Origin of the sequence: Nonomuraea sp. SBT364 (assembly GCF_001083785.1) — a bacterium.
In the GTDB taxonomy this organism is placed as follows: Bacteria; Actinomycetota; Actinomycetes; order Streptosporangiales; family Streptosporangiaceae; genus Nonomuraea.
In genome coordinates this window covers 14,489-29,539 of sequence record NZ_LAVL01000107.1, presented here as the reverse complement: position 1 = coordinate 29,539, position 15,051 = coordinate 14,489, and the positions used below count along the sequence as shown (strand labels likewise).

The window sequence follows — 15,051 nt, the reverse complement described above, 5'->3', positions numbered from 1 at the left end:
GGGGCGCCCGTGGAGGGGTCGGCGCCGGGCTGGGTGCCGGGGTTGCCGCCGGCGCGGGCCGCGTCGGCGCGGTTGGCGGTGTCGTACGCGGTGGCCAGGGCGGTGGTCGGGTGGGTCAGGGCGGAGATGACGTCCGGGTTGAACGGGCTGATGGTGCCGGTGCGCCCGACACCGCCGAGGAACCCGCCCAGCATGGCCTCCGCGGTGAACGGGTTCTCGAATCGCCCGTAGACGGCGGCGTTGGCCAGGAGGCTGCCGACCGGCGAGGCGATCATGTTGTTGAGGCCGGTGTTGAGCGCCCGCCCGGCGAAGCCGCCCACGCGCCGGGTGACCCGGGAGAGGGGACCGGCGAGCTTCATGCCCACGACCGCGCCGCCGCCGGCTCCGACGAGCGAGGCGCTGAACCGCCGCCAGTCGAAGTACTGGCGGGTGCCCTTGTCCATCTGGATGCGCTGGGTGAGCCAGTCGATGAAGCCCTCTTCGCCCATCTCCTCGAAGAGCTCGCGGCCCAGCGGGCTGGCCAGCAGCCGGGTGAGTGCCACTCTGCCGGTGGCCCCGCTGAGCGTCGTCACCCGGCCGAGCTGGCTGACGGCCGCCCGGCGTCCGCCGGCCGCGGCGAGCCGGGACAGGATGCGGCTGACGGCGGAGCGGCACGCCGCCGAGTACGGCCCGATGAGGCGGGCGCCGGACCCGGCGGTGAAGAACGAGACGTAGATCGCGATCGCGATGGCCACGACCGTGATCCAGAAGGCGACGTTGATCGAGATCTTGGAGTACTGGGTCTCGACAGCGAAGTTGCTCACCTTGGAGGCGTGGCCGCGGGAGTTCTTCGTCACGCCGCCCAGCCCGGCGCTCTCGCCGTACAGGTATTTGGCCCGGTTGATGAACTCCGCGGTCGGCGGGGCGTACATGCCGGTGGCGATGGTGCGGGCCGCGGTGCCGGCCGGGCCGGCGCTCCGGTTGGTGCCCTCCGCCAGCTTCTCGTACGCGATGGCCAGCTCCGACAGCCCCTTCTCGCTGGCCGTCGGCCACATCTGGCCGGCCGAGAGCATGGGGATGAGGAAGTAGTTCAGCCAGTCGGGGAAGACCTCGGTCTCCCAGGCGGCCTCGGTGTCCCGGTCGATGCGCACGGCGATGTGCTCGGCCGGCAGACCGTTGGGACCTTGGACGTGGACTTCGCCACCCGTCGCCACGAATGCTTCCGATCAGTCCGTCGCCTCACACCTCCATGGCTTTTCGTCCCCGGCCCCGCATGTCGGCCGCCATGTCGGCGTGCGCCTGGAGCGTGTTCTCTACGGCCACGCGGACGGCCTCGCCGGCGTCGGCGATCTCCTTGAGAAGGCTCTTGCACTGCTGGACCGTCTCGGGTCCGCCGTTGACGCCGATGTGGCTGGTGAGGAAGGCCTTGCCTTCGGCGCCTGCGCCCCACGGCTGGGCGTCCAGGCACCTCTGCACCTCGGCGATCAGGGCGGTGCACTCGCGCTCCTGCTCGCCGGCCATCGTCTTCCACTCGGTGATACCGCGGTCGACCACGGACTTCACGATCGAGGACTCGTCCCAGAAGCTCATCGGTCGTCTCCCGTCTCGCCGGCGAACACCTGGAAGATGGCGTCGATGTCGCCGTCCAGGTGGGCCTTCATCTGCTCGGGCGGGACGACCGGCGCGAAGATCTCCACGATGCGCTCGCGCAGCCGCGCCTCGGCCCGGCGGGTCGTCTCCAGGATCGTGTCGGCCAGGTGGCGGGCGTCGGGGCGGCGGTAGACGCGCGGGTCGAGGTCGAGGCCGACCAGCTCACCCTTGGAGCCGACGGTCACCCGGACGAGGCCGTCCGGTGACTTCTCGGTCACGCGCAGTTCCTTGGCCTGCGTGTGCAGCTCCATGCCCTCGTCCTGCAGCCGCATGAACATCGTCCGCAGTTCGTCGGCGTATGCCTGCATCCCGGCGGCCGAGCGCCTTGTTGCCTCCATGACACTCCCACCCAATAGCGCCACATGCGACACATCGCACCGTATGGATAGTTTCTGTCACATGAATACCAAGTAACAAGAGCCCGTCTAGACAATCTCGTCGAGCGGCACCGCCTGCTCGCCCAGGCCGGTCACCTCGGCCCGGGGCACCCAGCGGCGATAGACGCCCCGTTCGATCCGGTCCAGCCCCAGCTCGACGGCCCGGGGCGCGGACGCGCCCGCGTACTCCAGCAGGAGCTCGCCGTCGCGCTCGGCGTGCACGTGGAACGGCTCCCCCTGCCACTCGCACACGGTGACGACGAAGTGCAGGGCCTCGCACTCCCCGGCGGGCACCGGGAGGACGTGGCAGCCGGGCTCCACCTCCTCGAAGCCCTCGCGCGGCTCGGCGCTGCGCAGCCTGATCCACAGTTCGAGCGAGTGCGGCTCGGGGCTGGCCTCGAAGTCCTCGCCCTGCCAGCGGGCGCGGTAGTGGTGCCAGCTCACGACGTCACCGGCACCGTCAGCAGCCAGCGCCGCAGATCGCCGTGGTAGAGCGCGCGCCGATGCTCGGTCCCGGCGTCGGTCAGCTCCCAGACCTCCGCGCCATGAGGCAGCCCGACCCCGTAGATCTTGTACTCGCGGACGAGCAGCTCGGGGTTGGGAGCCAGCCCCATCCCGACGAACGGCGGCTCCTCGACGACCCAGCCCGCCACCGCGTCCCGCCGCTCCTCGTCGAGGCCGCCGTACGGGGTGCGGTAGAGGTTGAGGCCGGCCGGTCGCCAGCGCAGCAGGTTGACCGAGCCCTCGGGGGTCAGCGTCTCCGGCGCGCCCAGCGCGTCGGCGAGCACGGTGGGTGTGCCGATGTGCGAGACGTCCAGGGCGTGGTGGCAGTAGCCCGACACCCGCGCCCCGTTGTTCGACAGCAGCTCGTACAGGTCGCCGGCGGTGAGCAGCTTCTGCATGACCGGGACACCGGAGCCCGGCGCCAGCAGGAGGTCCTGCGCGAGCGTGGGGACGGCCAGCCGCGCCACGGTCCCGGACTCCAGCGGGAACGACACCGGGAGGCCCGCGTTGACCGCCAGCCCCCAGCGCGGGTCGGGCCACCCGGCGGCCATCTCGACGAGGGAGCTGACCCGCCAGTGCTCGGTGGCGACGCCGGCCGCCCGCATGGCCTCGACGGAGGTGTAGGCCGGCACCCAGACGCGGTCCGGGCCGGCGAGCGTCGCCCAGGCGGGCGGCTCGGCGCCCGCGGCCGCGGCGGCGCTGATCGGCATCGCGTAGTCGGCGTCGCGCAGCAGGCTCAGGCACAGGTCGGTCCGGCCCGCCGCGTGCGCCGCCCAGAGCTGTTCCTCGAAGGGGCTGGCTGGTTCCACGGAGGTCACAGTAATCGGCGGGAGCGGGTGCGACACCTGTCTGCAAGCTGGGATATTGGAGACCAAAGGTACCGATGAGGGGATATGCGAGCCCGGCATGCAGACCAACAAGGACCTCCACCAAGCTCACCGGCTGATGCAGCAGCGGCTCGGCATGGCGCTGCTGCAGGGCGAGCCCGACGTGCCGGAGTCCCCCATGCGCCGTCAGAACGTGGCCACGTTCAGCGGCATCCTCGTCGGCGTGCTCGTGCTCGCGGTGTTCGGGATCTGGGGCATGGTGAGCCCGGGCAACGCCACTGATCTCACCGACCCGGGGCAACTGCTGATCGAGGAGGAGAGCGGCGCCACGTACGTCTACAGCGAGCAGCAGCGGCGGCTGCTGCCGGTGGCGAACTACACCTCCGCGCGGCTGGTGCTGAGCGCCGGCGAGATCACCACCCGGAGCGTGACCTCGGCCTCGCTGGCGGACTTCGCGCGCGGGCCGATGGTCGGGATCGCGGGCGCCCCCGACTCCCTGCCGCCGCGGGAGAAGCTCGTCAAGGCGCCGTGGTCGGTGTGCGTGCTGGACGGGCCCGCCGGCACGGGCGGCCAGAAGTCGTACACGACGCTCGTGGGCGGGAAGGACGTCGGCGGGCGGCCGGTCGGCGGCGCCGCCATGGTCGTCACCGACGGCCGGCAGAACTGGGTGATCTGGGGCAACCGGCGCATGCGGGTGGCCGCGCACGGCGTGCGGGCCCTCGACGCCCAGCCCAGGAAGGTGCCGCCGGCCTGGCTCAACGCGCTGCCCGCCGGCCGCGAGTTCGACGGGCCCGACGTGCCCTACCGGGGCAAACAAGTGCGTACCGGCGGCAAGGTCACGGCCGTGGTCGGGCAGGTCTTCACGGTCCCGGCCACTCAGGGGACGGCGGCGCGGTGGTACGTCCTGCTCTCGGACGGGCTGGCGCAGATCTCCGCCGTGCAGGCCAGGCTGCTGCTGGAGGACCCGGACAGCAAGAAGGCGTACGGGCGGAAGGCGGCCAGGGAGATCCCCATCGACGCCGCGTCGGCCAACGCGTCACCGTCGAAGAAGACCCTGCTCGACCCCACCCTCCCGGCGACCATGCCGCGCGTGATCAGCGTGCCCGCCTCGGTGCCGCTCTGCCTCGTCTACGCCGACACGCAGGCCGGCTCGGTGAAGGCGAAGGTGACGGTCGGCAGCACGATGACGATCCCGCCGCCGCCGAGCACCGGCAACCAGGACCGCTTCGACCAGGTCCTGCTCCCGCCGGGCAGCGCGGTGGTCGCCGGGCTGCTGCCCGGCGAGGGGCAGCTCGGCGCGGTGACCGCCTCGCTGTCGCTGGTCACCGACCAGGGGATCCGTTATCCGGTGCCGTCGGCCGACGTGCTCACCAAGCTCGGCTACGACGCCTCGGACGTGGCTCCGGTGCCGGCGAGCCTCATGCACGGCATCCCGCAGGGACCGGCACTGGACCCGGCGGCGGCGCTGACACCCGTGGGCGTCGCCACCGGGTGACGGATCAGAAGCCGAACTCCGGCATGGGGGATTCCATCTGGCCGGGGTCGAACTGGGCCTGCGGGTTGTCGACCATGTCGGAGGTGGACGGGTCCCACATGGCGCTGGCCTCGATCAGGTTCGGCTTCTCCCCCGAGACGGCCTGCAGGCCGGGCAGCTCCTGGGCGAACTGGTTGTAGGCGACACCGGCGATGCTCATGATCAGACCGGCCTTCGCGATGAGCTTGCCGTGGTTCGCGTAGATCCTGGCCACCGCCGCGTAGAGACGCTGACTGGTGGTCAGCGCGATCGTCTCGCCCTCCGGCGCCGCCACTACGGAGGTTCGGCAGATGGCGACGAAGGCCGCCAGGACCGTGAGCGCCGCCGCGACGGCCGAGGCGACCAGCGTCAGCACGTGGAACCCCTGCGCGGTGCACGAGAGCGTGTTGCCGCAGCTGATCCGGTTCTGGTCGAGCGTGGCCAGGTGCTGGTCGAGGACGTTGACCTTCTCCTGGAAGGAGGCGTACGCCTTGCCCTCCCACCCGTCGTTCTGGCCGATCTCCCTGGTCATCCTCTGCAGCTCGGTCCGCAGGAAGGCGAGGTCGCTCTGACCGCTCCCCGCCGACTCCGGCGCGGCGTCTACGGGTGTGGTGTTGAGCCACTGCTCGGAGGCCCGGTGCTGCTCGGCGGGGTCGCCCAGCATCGTGGCCAGCAACCCGACGATCGGCAGCGCGTACGGCACGAACAGCGCGGCGGCCGTGGCGGTTCCCAGGGCCGTCATGAAAATCGTGCGGTCGTTCTCGTAAGCCATCCGCTCTTCCTAGATCTCCATGCCGAGCACCGCCGGCGCGATGTCCTCGTCGTCTCCCCAGACGCCCTCGTCCTCGGCGAGCAGCGGGCCCTTCTCGCGGTCCTGCTCGTCGCGGGACGGCGCGCCGCCGCCGCCCATGGGAGGCGGGTAGAGGGGCATCCCGCTGTTGAGCGCGCGGGCGATGCTGCCCTGGCCGCCCGCGAGCGCTCCGCCCGCCGAGGAGCCTCCGGAGGAGACGCCTTCCGGGTAGCCGACGCTCGCGCGGGGCATCGAGGAGCGCGGGTCGGGGGTGTCGGCCAGGTTCGGCATGCCGGTGGTGGGCAGCCGAGGGTCGACGCCGGCCAGATCCGTGCCCGAGGGCTGGTTCAGCCCGTCGAGGTCGGGCTGGTTCACGCCGCTCAGGTCGGGTTGCCGCGGGATGTTCGGATCCGGCTGCTGGACGCCGTCCAGGTCGTTCGGGTCCGGGCCGTCGATGTCGTTCGGATCAAGGCCGTCGACGTCGTTCGGGTCCAGACCGTCGATGTCGTTGGGGTCCAGACCGTCGACGTCGTTCGGATCGAGGCCGTCGATGTCGTTGGGGTCCAGACCGTCGACGTCGTTCGGATCGAGGCCGTCAAGACCGTCGAGGTCGCCGGGATCGACGCCCGACCCCAGGTCACCGAGGTCGCCTGCGCCGCCCATCGGGCCCAGGCCGCCGGCGCCGCCGCCGGGGAGCTCGAAGTCCTTCCCCTTCGGCTTGGGCGCCTTGCTGGCCTCCTCGGCCGCCTCGGTGTTGTCGGCGACGGTGCCCAGGGCGGTCCGCCACGACTCCAGGACCTCCTTGCCCTGCTTCAGCGCCTCCGCCGCACCGTCGCGGACCGAGCGGTGCGCGACGTTGAGCCCGCCGCCGATGAGCCCGAAGGACATCGTCTCGATGTCGATGGCCCGGGTCTTGTCGCTCATCGAGGTCAGGTCGTCGCCGTAGCTGCCCACGTCGCGGCCCAGGGTCCGGACGCGGGAGTGCTCCATCACGAACTTCGGGTCGTTGGTGCGCGGGTCCAGCACCGAGCTGCCCGCTCCCTGCAGAGCCGCAGTGAAGGGATCAGTTCCGGTGGTCGATTCGTCGGCCATGAGCCCCCCTTGTCACATCGCCCTCATACGCTACGCCAGCCCCGCAGGTCCGTACAGCATTTCGGGCAAGAGCCCCGTCCAGCCACGGATCACCCCAAACACCTGCATCCTGGGAATACATCACGAATCCACCGAGGAGATATGGGATTTTCACTTGATCATGTGCGACGCTAGGGACGATAGTTCTCTAATGTGACCAAGGGGGCCGACACCAGATGACGCCCCAAGTCAGCCGAACTGGCAAGGGAGGGAACCTGTGGGTGCCGAACCGCAGACCCAAGTAAGCGCAGCCGATCTCATCGCGGCGGTCAACCTCATCGAGGAGGCCGCCACCCGGCTGCGCACCCTCCAGAGCAACCTCGACATGGCCGGCGCCGAGCTCAAGACCTCCTGGGCCGGGCAGTCCGAGGCGGCCTTCGCGGCAGTCCACATCAAGTGGCACGAGCGGATGGACGTCATCCTCGGCAGCCTGGCGCGCCTGGCGCAGAACATCGGGACGAGCAACAAGAACTTCGCCGCCTTCAACGAGGAGCGCGAGCAGGCGATGAACCACATCGCCAACCTGATCAGCGCCCAGCCGCCGACCCGCTGACCCCCTACGCACAGGACTGGAGGCCGCGATGGCCGCAGAGGACATCTTCGACAGGACGCTGGTCAACTACGAGGGCCTCGGCCGCGGAGAGACCGCGTTCGCCAAGGCGCACAACGACATGGTCCTCGTGCTCGAGGAGCTGGAGACGGCGCTGCTGCAGAAGAGCGCGATCTGGCAGGGTGCCGCCAAGACCGTGTTCGACGAGGTCCGGCAGCTCTGGAACCGCGAGGCGAACGACATGTCGCAGTTCGTGCACCTGCTGAAGGACAACATCAACATCACCAGCATGAACATGCGGGACGTCGACCGGATCAACTCCCAGATCTTCGACGGCAGGTAGGAGCCGACGGCCGCTGGGCTGACACCGGAGGTGAAGCATGGGCACCGATCGTGGCGTGAACCTGAGTAGAAGCGCGATCAAGGCCGCCAGGACCGACCTGATCGAAGCCCTCGCACTGCTGCGCCCCGACAGCGCACAGGGCGAGAACGGCCGGGTGCAGCCGGTCCTCGCGCAAGGCGGGGCGGTCGACCGGCTCAATACCGACGCTGACGCCCTCATGGGCTTCTGGCCGGCGGCCTTCGGCTTTCTCAACAGCACGCGCAACGGCGTGAACAGCGTCAGCACGACCTACGACAACATCGTGACTCAGGTGGAGAGCATGATCGAGCTACTCACCCAGGCGTTGCGCAACTACGACAACGCCGAAGGGGCCGGAGAGGGCGCCGAACGGACGGCGCAAGTCTGATGGCCGAGTATCAGAGTGACATCAAGGCCGACTTCTCCACCGAGGACTTCGAAGGCGCCACGCTGGAGATGCTCCGCGAATCGCTGAACAAGAACAAGCCGAACCTGCTGCGCGAGGCGGCCACGGAGTTCTTCACGGCCAAGGAGCGCCTGGACAACCTGGTCGGCGTGCTCGACCGGCACCTGCGCGCGCTGGAGGAGAGCTGGACCGACAGCGCGGACTCCAGAGTCGTGAAGACGTCGCTGCGCAGGTTGCGTGAGTCGGCGGCCGACGTCTCGCGCACGATCAGCGCGCACCCGCCGGAGCTGTGCCCCGTCAACCCCTCCGGTGTCGCCCCGGCGCTCAACATGCAGGCGGCCACACTCGACCGCTACCGCGGCGAGCACATCCCGGACGATCCCAACAACCCCTCCATCCTTGAGCGCGGGGTGCAGGGAGGGCAGCTGGGCCTCAAGTTCGGCGGCCCCCAGGGCGGCATCATCGGCACGGGCGGCGGGCTGGTCTACGGCCTCGGCGAGACACTGTTCGGCGAGTCCGAGCAGGAGAAGAACATGAAGAAGGCCAAGAAGCACCTGCGCCAGCTGACCCTGGAGACGGCCACCAACAACAACGTCTTCCCCCAGAGCCTGCGGACCGAGATCCCGCAGTTCGAGACCATCGCGCCGGACGTCCCGATCACCCCGTTCAACCAGGCCAAGCTGCCCGGCGGCCTGCCATCGGGCATGGCGCAGCCCTTCGACCCCTCGGGCCTGGGCCCGGACGGGCTGAACGGGCCCGGCCAGGACGGCCTGTTCGACCCCGGCAAGCACCAGATCCCCGGCCTCGGCGACGGCTTCCCGGGAAGCTCCCTGCCCGGCGGATCGGTGCCCGGCGGTCCCGGCTTCCCCGGTGACGGCAGCGGCGGCTTCCCCGGTGACGGGAGCGGCTACCCGGGCGGCCCCGGCCTGCCGGGCAGCGGCCAGAACCCCGGGTCCGCGACGACGAACGCCGGCCTGCCGAACGGGCCCCAGCTCCCCGGTTCCGGCACGGACAACCCGACGACCTCGCTGGCCGGACTCGGCGACCCGAACCTGCCCGGATACCCGAACTCCACCAACGGGTTGCCCTCCACCGGCTACCCCAACGGGCAGAGCGGCGGCATCGGCTCGGCCTACGGCGCGGCCGCCGGACAGTCGGCCGCGAGCACCGCCGGACTGCGCGGCATGGGCGGCGGATCCCCGATGGTGCCGATGATCCCCCCGGCAGGCGCGGCCACCGGCCAGGACCGCCAGGAGCGGGAACGGACCACGTACCTCCTCGGGGACGAGGACGACTTCCGCAGTGACGTGGCGACGACCAACCACCTGATCGACGGGAAAGGAAAGGCCAAGGCATGAGCGATCCGGATGGCGGGCAGTCGACGTCGCTGGAGCTGGCCCCCAACTTCCCCGGGCTGGAGGCGGACGGGCGGGGCCCGTACGTGGACCACCAGGGCGTCAGGTCCGCGCTCTCGCGGCTGCGCAGGCAGCTGGAGACGCTGCGCGGAAGCGCGCCCGCCGGGATGAGCGCCACCTGGAGCGGGCCCGGCACGATCGGCCAGGTGGCGGGGCTGAGCAACGTCGGATCGTCCGAGACCGGCCCCTGGCAGGTGGCATCCGGCTTCGGCGAGAACACCGCGACGGCGTACACGGTCTTCAACGGCAGCTATTCCGACTTCCTCGACTGCATCGAGCAGTGGGCGGCGGCGATCGAGAAGGCCATTGACAACTACGAGCGCGGCCACGCCGCCAGCAGTGCGTGAGAATCGGCGGGATGTGCGATGGGCGAGCAGTGGAGGCGGATCAAGGTCAACACGGACCTCGGTCCGGCCCAGCCGGGCAGCGAGGTCAGCAGGGACACGATCGGCGGGTGGCTGAGCCAGGCGGACCCCGACGCCGTTGAGCGGGCCGGGGACAACTACGTCGAGGCCGGCAAGCTGCTGCAGGGTGAGGCCGGCGTGCAGAGCGCCATCATGAAGGCCGCGGCGGAGCTGGCCGAGGTGTGGCACGGTGACGACGGCAGCCGGGCGGCGCTGGGCGCGCTGCGTGTGCTCCATGCCAGCGCGGGCGCGCTCGGCGACGCCATGCAGAAGACCGGCGGCCCGATGCGCGCGTACGCCCAGCACGTCAGGGAGTACCAGGCCACCGTCGGCGCGCTGCCCGCGACCGCCGAGCAGAACACCGGGACCGGCGGCACCAGCAGCGGCGGAACGGGCGGCAGCAGCGGCGGGACCGGCGGCGGGAGCGACGGCGGTACGAGCGGGGGCGGCTCGTCGTTCAACGAGGGCACCGGCGGCGGCATGACCGGCGACCCGTCGCTCAACCGCAACTCCTTCGACCCGGACGAGGAAGCCAGGAGGCTGCTGGCGGAGCTCAACGAGAAGATCAAGGACGTCAACAGCCAGATCACCGACGGCCTCGTCTTCGAGCTCCCGGAGATCACCCCGCTGGAGGTGGACCTCCGCCAGCAGCAACCCCTGAATCCCGGCAGCGGCACCGAGACCCCGTCCGGCACGACCGTGCACTGGAACGGCGGCGACAGCGGCGGCAACGGCGGCGGGAACGAGGGCGGCGGCCACGGATCGAGCTCCGGCAGCGGCCAGGGCTCCTCCCCCGACGGCTCGCGCGGCGGCGACCAGCCGGGCGGCTCCCCCACGACCCCGCAGGACCCGGCCGGCCCCGGAACCGGTGATCCCACCTCCCCGGGCACCGGCCCGGACGGCGAACAGGGCACCGGCGGTCCCGACACCCAGACGCCGGGCCCCGGCGAGGAGCCGGGGCAGCGGCAGGACCCGTCGACCCCCCAGGGCCAGAACGGCGACGAGCAGCCGGCGCCCCCGGTCATCGGCGGCGACCCCAGGACGGAGCTGGCCGAGGCCCCCACCACGCCGTCCCCGCACGCCACCACCACACCGAACCTGCTCACCCACACGCCCACCACGCAGGTCCCGACCGCCACCGCCAACCCGATCGCCAACCCCCAGGGTCCGGGCATGTGGTACGGCACGAGCGGTTCGTCGGCCACGGCGAGCCCGGCGGTGCTACGGGGCGGGCCGGCGGCCACGGGTCACGGCTTCATGGGATTCCCGCCCGGCGGCATGGCCGGGGGGAGCAACGAGGGCCAGGAGCGTACCCGGGAGATCTACGAGCCCGAGGGCCACGTCTTCGCCGCCGCCCAGGAAGCGGGCCCGGACAAGCTGGGCTGACCCCGGGAGCGGGGTCAGCCCTCCATGCGCTGCACGATCCGGTCGAGTTGCCCGGAGAGGTCCTCGAAGGTCTTGTTGTAGAGGGCCTCGGCCTGCCGGGCCTGCTCCAGGACGCCGTCGGGGTCGCCGGCGAAGCGCATCGGGTTGTCCTCGCCGTAGAGCTCCTCCATCGCCTCGGACATCTGCCGGCGCTGGTCGGCCGCGGCTTCGGCGAAGGTCGCCTTGACGCGCTCGGCGAGCTCGCCCGAGGTGAGGCGCATCGCCTTGGGGTGCAGGAACAGCTCCTGCAGACCGGCGGCACCGAGCTCGACGCGGACCAGGCCGTCCTCGTCCTCGGCCCGGCCGACGGTCTTGGCGATGGCCTGCTGGAGCTCGGCCACGCGGGCCATCTGCCGCTCCGCGTTCTGCAGGATCCGCTCCGGATCGATGCCGCCGAAGTCCCGATCGTTCATCCGCACACCTCATACATCACAAGAGCCCCATACCGGCAAGAGCCTAACTCGCCGGCTGGCTCTCCCGCTTCGGCTCGACCCAGTCGAAGTTCTGGTAGCCGGGCGGCAGGCCGCCGTTCGTGGGCGGCTCGGCGAACGACGGGAACTGGCTCGCGTCGATGGTGATCGTCCTGAAGTCGATGGCGGCGTCGCCGCCGGGCGCGACGAAGCCGAACTGGTGGCCCTTCTTGACCATGGTCGTCAGCACGTCGCCGCCCTCGCGGAGCGTGGTGGCCAGCGAGGTGGCGATGAACAGGGTGGCGATGTTGACCTGGGCGGTGAGGTATTTCTCCAGCATCACGCCCAGCACGGAGGTGTTGGGCAACTGCTGCAGCCGCTTGGCCACGAGGACCAGGCTGATCGCGGCGAGGGACATCTTGATGACCCAGGTCCAGAAGCCGCGGTAGGCGGCCGCCACCTCGTCGAGCATGCCGCTGCCCCGCGAGAGGACGCTGCGCAGCGAGCCGACCTCCCGGTGGAACACCGCGATCACCCGCTCGAACTCCTCGCGGTCCCTGGCGATCCAGCCGCTCCTCGCCGTGTTGAGGATCTGGGGCAGGAGCTGCTTGATGCCGTCGTCCAGGCGGGAGGCCATGCCGGCGTCCCAGACGGCGACCGCTCTGGCCATGCCGGGCTCGTTGGCCAGCATGCCGCCGGCGATGGCGATGGCGGGGGTGATGCCGAGGGCGATCCTGCCGAGGCGCTTCAGGGACTCCAGCGCCTTCTCCCCGATGGCGCCGGACGCGGCGGGGGCGCTGCGCGCGGCCGCCGGCGCCTGCGGCGAGGGGGCGGAGCCCCTGCTGGTCGCCGCGCCGCCGCCGGGGTGCATGGAGCCACCGGGCGCCGGCTGCGTGGGCCCCCCGGTGGCGGCCGCGCCGCCTCCCGGGTGCATGGAGGTCGTGTGGCGGGGCTGCGCCCCGGGGCCGGGGGTGCTCATCCGCTGCGATACCTCACGACGCTGGCGTCCTCGGCGGCCCGCCAGTTGCGGCGCCCCCGTTCCAGGGCCTGCGAGTAGCCTTGCACGGCGTTCTCGGCGTCGGTGAGCGTCTTGTCGGCCCACTGCCGGAACTCCTCGTACGCGCCGCCGATCAGCATGCCGCCGATCACGCCGAAGCCGAGGCCGTCCACGACCGTCTCCGGCGCGAGTTCGCGCACGAACCTGACCGCCACCAGCAGTTCCTCGTCCATCCGCCTGCGGGTGTTGGAGATGGTCGAGGACGTGACGTGAATCTCCGGTCCGGGAGGTGGTGCCTGAATGCTCACGGAAACCGATTATTTCCCGGCCCGGCCCGCGATTCCCGGGATGCGCGACGATCTTCATGCCCGGTTCAGCGAATCGTCCGCCCGGCCTCGCCTCCCGTTCACCGGCCGCCGGTGCCCTGGCCTGTCATGGAGTACAACGAGCACGACGTGGACGAACTGCTGCGCGAGAACGAGCGCGAGCTCGGCCGGCTGGCCGAGGCCGCCGCCGCGTTGCGGGAGATCACCGGCAGGGGCGAGAGCCGCAGCGGCCTGACCACCGCGACCGTGGACGCCGCCGGCCGCCTGCAGGACGTGTCCTTCTCGCCCCGCATCATGCGCCTGGACGCCGCCGCCGTGGCCGAGGAGGTCGTCCAGGCGGTCCGCCAGGCGCAGGAGGATCAGGACCGCCAGGCCCGCGCGCACCTGGGGGTGCCGATGGATCACCAGGTCTCGTTGGAGGAGATCCACCGCCGGTTCACCGACTTCCACGAGTCGTTCAGGGCGGAGACGGCCGAGCGCAACGACCGGATGCGGCGCCTGGCCGTGAACGACGAGTGGGACTAACCGGACAGGCCGCGGATCCACGTGTAGACGTCGAGCACGCCGAGCGCCAGCGGGAACAGCGCGATCAGCAGGATGACGTCCACCACGTCGCCGGCCCGCGCCCAGAACGGCGAGAGCTTCCCGGACGGCAGCCACACGCCGAGCCCGACGACGAGCAGGGCCAGCCAGAGCAGCCCCATCACCACCGCGGCCGCGGCCACCGTGCCGGCCCCGGCGCTCAGCGAGACGCCTCCCGCGACCAGCCCGCCGAGCCCGGCCCCCAGCAGCCACAGCCGCTGGCCGAGCCCGTGGAAGACGCGGGCGCGCAGCAGCAGCACCAGGCAGAGCACCGCGGCCATGGAGATGGCCAGCCAGCCCGGCGAGGCCGCCAGGAGGACCAGGGCGCCGATCGCGGTCATGGTGATGCCGACGACCATGCCGGTGGCGTACCGCCCGGCCTGTGTGGTGCGGGCGAGCACGCCGTCGCTGTCGAGCCGCTGGTTGTCGGCGCGCAGTTCCTCGGAGTTGGTCGGCAGCGCGGGCAGCGGCACCCGGGCGATCCGGAACGACAGGGTGGGGATCAGCGGGCTGAGCGACAGCAGGATCGTCACCGTCATGGCGGCGACGCCCGCCGCGGGCAGCCCGAACACCATGATCACGGCCGCGGCGACCGCTCCGGCGACGGCCGCGACGGCCGTGCCGAGGAAGCCCGCCACGCCGTCCGACACCACGGCGCCGCCGATCGTGGCCACCAGCGCCGTGCAGGCGAACGCGGCCAGCAGGTGGGGCGCGCCGAGCCCGGCCATGCTGGAGCCGCTGGCCAGGCCGTACAGCCCGGCGAGGAAGGCGTACGGCAGGGCGGCGTAGCCGATCCACGCGCCGGCGCCGGAGTCTCCGACGGCCCTCGACAGGGCCGCGCTGACGCCGATCAGCAGCACCGCGAGCATGCCCGCGACCACCGTCAGCCCCAGCGGCGGGCCGCCGGCCAGGACCAGCGCGGGCGCGCCGAGCGCGAGCAGGATCGACGCCGCGCCCGCGCCCATGGCCCGGGTGTGGCGCGCCTCCCACTTGCCGCTGCCCCCCTTGACGCCGGTCGCGACGACGTCGGCGACGTCGTCGTACAGCGCGGGCGGCAGCGTCGACTCGCGTGGCCGCAGGTAGAGCACCTCACCGTTGAGCACGCCGAGCGAGGCGAGCGTCTGGCCGAGGTCGAACGGCGTGCCGCCGAGCCTCTGGAGCACCCAACCGGGCCCGCCCACGACCTCGCCGCCCCCTTCGCCGACCGCGCGCAGCAGCCCCGGCAGCACGTGCGGCAGCGGGATGTCGGCGGGCAGGGCCAGGTCGACCCGGCGGCGCGGCGCGATGATCGTCACATGGCACAGGGGCGGCAGCGGCGCGGGAGGCTGATGACGCGCCTGGTGCTGCTGCTGCGGCGCGTGCTGAGCCGGCTGATGGGCGAGCGAGGTCACGGCCATACTCCAG

The 15,051-nt window shown here is 71.6% G+C and carries 19 protein-coding genes; 8 read left to right on the top strand and 11 right to left on the bottom strand.

Translation table 11 applies throughout. The features are described from left to right. The 5 genes from ADY59_RS33220 to ADY59_RS33200 all read right to left on the bottom strand — a co-directional run. The coding region (locus tag ADY59_RS33220; RefSeq protein WP_049570682.1) for a WXG100-like domain-containing protein at positions 1 to 1,193 on the bottom strand (1,193 nt) is incomplete at its 3' end. Between the two features lie 25 nt (positions 1,194 to 1,218). Beyond that, positions 1,219 to 1,569 carry a hypothetical protein gene (locus ADY59_RS33215; protein ID WP_049570679.1) on the bottom strand — a complete coding sequence of 117 codons (351 nt, stop codon included), beginning with the start codon at positions 1,567 to 1,569 and terminating at the stop codon, positions 1,219 to 1,221. Next, a complete protein-coding gene (locus ADY59_RS33210) occupies positions 1,566 to 1,967 on the bottom strand; it encodes a YbaB/EbfC family nucleoid-associated protein (protein WP_049570675.1) in 402 nt (133 codons plus the stop codon). The genes ADY59_RS33215 and ADY59_RS33210 overlap by 4 nt, the downstream gene beginning before the upstream one ends. A gap of 87 nt (positions 1,968 to 2,054) precedes the next feature. Beyond that, the gene (locus ADY59_RS33205; protein ID WP_049570672.1) at positions 2,055 to 2,450 is read right to left on the bottom strand and encodes a hypothetical protein; all 396 of its coding nucleotides are present in this window, start codon (positions 2,448 to 2,450) and stop codon (positions 2,055 to 2,057) included. Further along, the gene (locus tag ADY59_RS33200; RefSeq protein WP_231619010.1) at positions 2,447 to 3,319 is read right to left on the bottom strand and encodes an SseB family protein; all 873 of its coding nucleotides are present in this window, start codon (positions 3,317 to 3,319) and stop codon (positions 2,447 to 2,449) included. The genes ADY59_RS33205 and ADY59_RS33200 overlap by 4 nt, the downstream gene beginning before the upstream one ends. 97 nt (positions 3,320 to 3,416) lie before the next feature. Between ADY59_RS33200 and eccB the strand changes: the two genes are divergently transcribed. Next, positions 3,417 to 4,832, top strand: a complete 1,416-nt coding sequence (gene eccB, locus ADY59_RS33195; protein ID WP_063780863.1) for a type VII secretion protein EccB — start codon at positions 3,417 to 3,419, stop codon at positions 4,830 to 4,832. A 4-nt stretch (positions 4,833 to 4,836) separates the two neighbouring features. On the opposite strand, the gene ADY59_RS33190 is transcribed toward eccB, so the two are convergent. Then, positions 4,837 to 5,622, bottom strand: coding sequence for a hypothetical protein (locus ADY59_RS33190; protein WP_049570669.1), 786 nt, complete (start codon positions 5,620 to 5,622; stop codon positions 4,837 to 4,839). A 9-nt stretch (positions 5,623 to 5,631) separates the two neighbouring features. Then, positions 5,632 to 6,732 (bottom strand): hypothetical protein, encoded by a 1,101-nt coding sequence (locus tag ADY59_RS33185; protein WP_049570665.1) that lies wholly within the window; start codon positions 6,730 to 6,732, stop codon positions 5,632 to 5,634. Positions 6,733 to 6,988: 256 nt separating this feature from the next. Between ADY59_RS33185 and ADY59_RS33180 the strand changes: the two genes are divergently transcribed. From ADY59_RS33180 to ADY59_RS33155, 6 genes are read left to right on the top strand one after another with little or no spacing between them, the layout of a single operon-like run. Then, positions 6,989 to 7,324 carry a WXG100 family type VII secretion target gene (locus ADY59_RS33180; RefSeq protein ID WP_049570661.1) on the top strand — a complete coding sequence of 112 codons (336 nt, stop codon included), beginning with the start codon at positions 6,989 to 6,991 and terminating at the stop codon, positions 7,322 to 7,324. Positions 7,325 to 7,352: 28 nt separating this feature from the next. After that, positions 7,353 to 7,664: a WXG100 family type VII secretion target gene (locus ADY59_RS33175; RefSeq protein ID WP_049570659.1), complete on the top strand. Its 312-nt coding sequence runs from the start codon at positions 7,353 to 7,355 to the stop codon at positions 7,662 to 7,664. 37 nt (positions 7,665 to 7,701) lie between these two features. After that, on the top strand, positions 7,702 to 8,070 hold the full coding sequence (locus ADY59_RS33170; protein WP_049570658.1) for a hypothetical protein: 369 nt from the start codon (positions 7,702 to 7,704) through the stop codon (positions 8,068 to 8,070). Further along, complete coding sequence (locus ADY59_RS33165) at positions 8,070 to 9,446, top strand: WXG100 family type VII secretion target (protein WP_049570656.1); 1,377 nt, start codon at positions 8,070 to 8,072, stop codon at positions 9,444 to 9,446. The genes ADY59_RS33170 and ADY59_RS33165 overlap by 1 nt, the downstream gene beginning before the upstream one ends. Further along, the gene (locus tag ADY59_RS33160; protein ID WP_049570651.1) at positions 9,443 to 9,850 is read left to right on the top strand and encodes a hypothetical protein; all 408 of its coding nucleotides are present in this window, start codon (positions 9,443 to 9,445) and stop codon (positions 9,848 to 9,850) included. The genes ADY59_RS33165 and ADY59_RS33160 overlap by 4 nt, the downstream gene beginning before the upstream one ends. Before the next feature lie 18 nt (positions 9,851 to 9,868). Then, positions 9,869 to 11,293: a hypothetical protein gene (locus tag ADY59_RS33155; RefSeq protein ID WP_049570650.1), complete on the top strand. Its 1,425-nt coding sequence runs from the start codon at positions 9,869 to 9,871 to the stop codon at positions 11,291 to 11,293. 14 nt (positions 11,294 to 11,307) lie between these two features. Here ADY59_RS33155 and ADY59_RS33150 read toward each other — a convergent pair whose 3' ends face one another. The 3 genes from ADY59_RS33150 to ADY59_RS33140 are packed head-to-tail and all read right to left on the bottom strand — an operon-like array spanning position 11,308 to position 13,047. Continuing rightward, positions 11,308 to 11,745, bottom strand: coding sequence for a YbaB/EbfC family nucleoid-associated protein (locus tag ADY59_RS33150; RefSeq protein ID WP_049570649.1), 438 nt, complete (start codon positions 11,743 to 11,745; stop codon positions 11,308 to 11,310). 43 nt (positions 11,746 to 11,788) lie between these two features. After that, positions 11,789 to 12,721 (bottom strand): hypothetical protein, encoded by a 933-nt coding sequence (locus ADY59_RS33145; RefSeq protein ID WP_049570646.1) that lies wholly within the window; start codon positions 12,719 to 12,721, stop codon positions 11,789 to 11,791. Next, positions 12,718 to 13,047 (bottom strand): hypothetical protein, encoded by a 330-nt coding sequence (locus ADY59_RS33140; RefSeq protein ID WP_156325881.1) that lies wholly within the window; start codon positions 13,045 to 13,047, stop codon positions 12,718 to 12,720. Before ADY59_RS33140 ends, ADY59_RS33145 begins: the two co-directional genes overlap by 4 nt. Positions 13,048 to 13,173: 126 nt before the next feature. Here ADY59_RS33140 and ADY59_RS33135 point away from each other — a divergent pair, with 126 nt between their 5' ends. Then, the gene (locus tag ADY59_RS33135) at positions 13,174 to 13,590 is read left to right on the top strand and encodes a YbaB/EbfC family nucleoid-associated protein (protein WP_049570641.1); all 417 of its coding nucleotides are present in this window, start codon (positions 13,174 to 13,176) and stop codon (positions 13,588 to 13,590) included. On the opposite strand, the gene eccD is transcribed toward ADY59_RS33135, so the two are convergent. Next, the gene (gene eccD, locus ADY59_RS33130; protein WP_156325880.1) at positions 13,587 to 15,044 is read right to left on the bottom strand and encodes a type VII secretion integral membrane protein EccD; all 1,458 of its coding nucleotides are present in this window, start codon (positions 15,042 to 15,044) and stop codon (positions 13,587 to 13,589) included. The two genes, ADY59_RS33135 and eccD, sit on opposite strands and share 4 nt — an antisense overlap. Between the last annotated feature and the right edge of the window lie 7 nt (positions 15,045 to 15,051).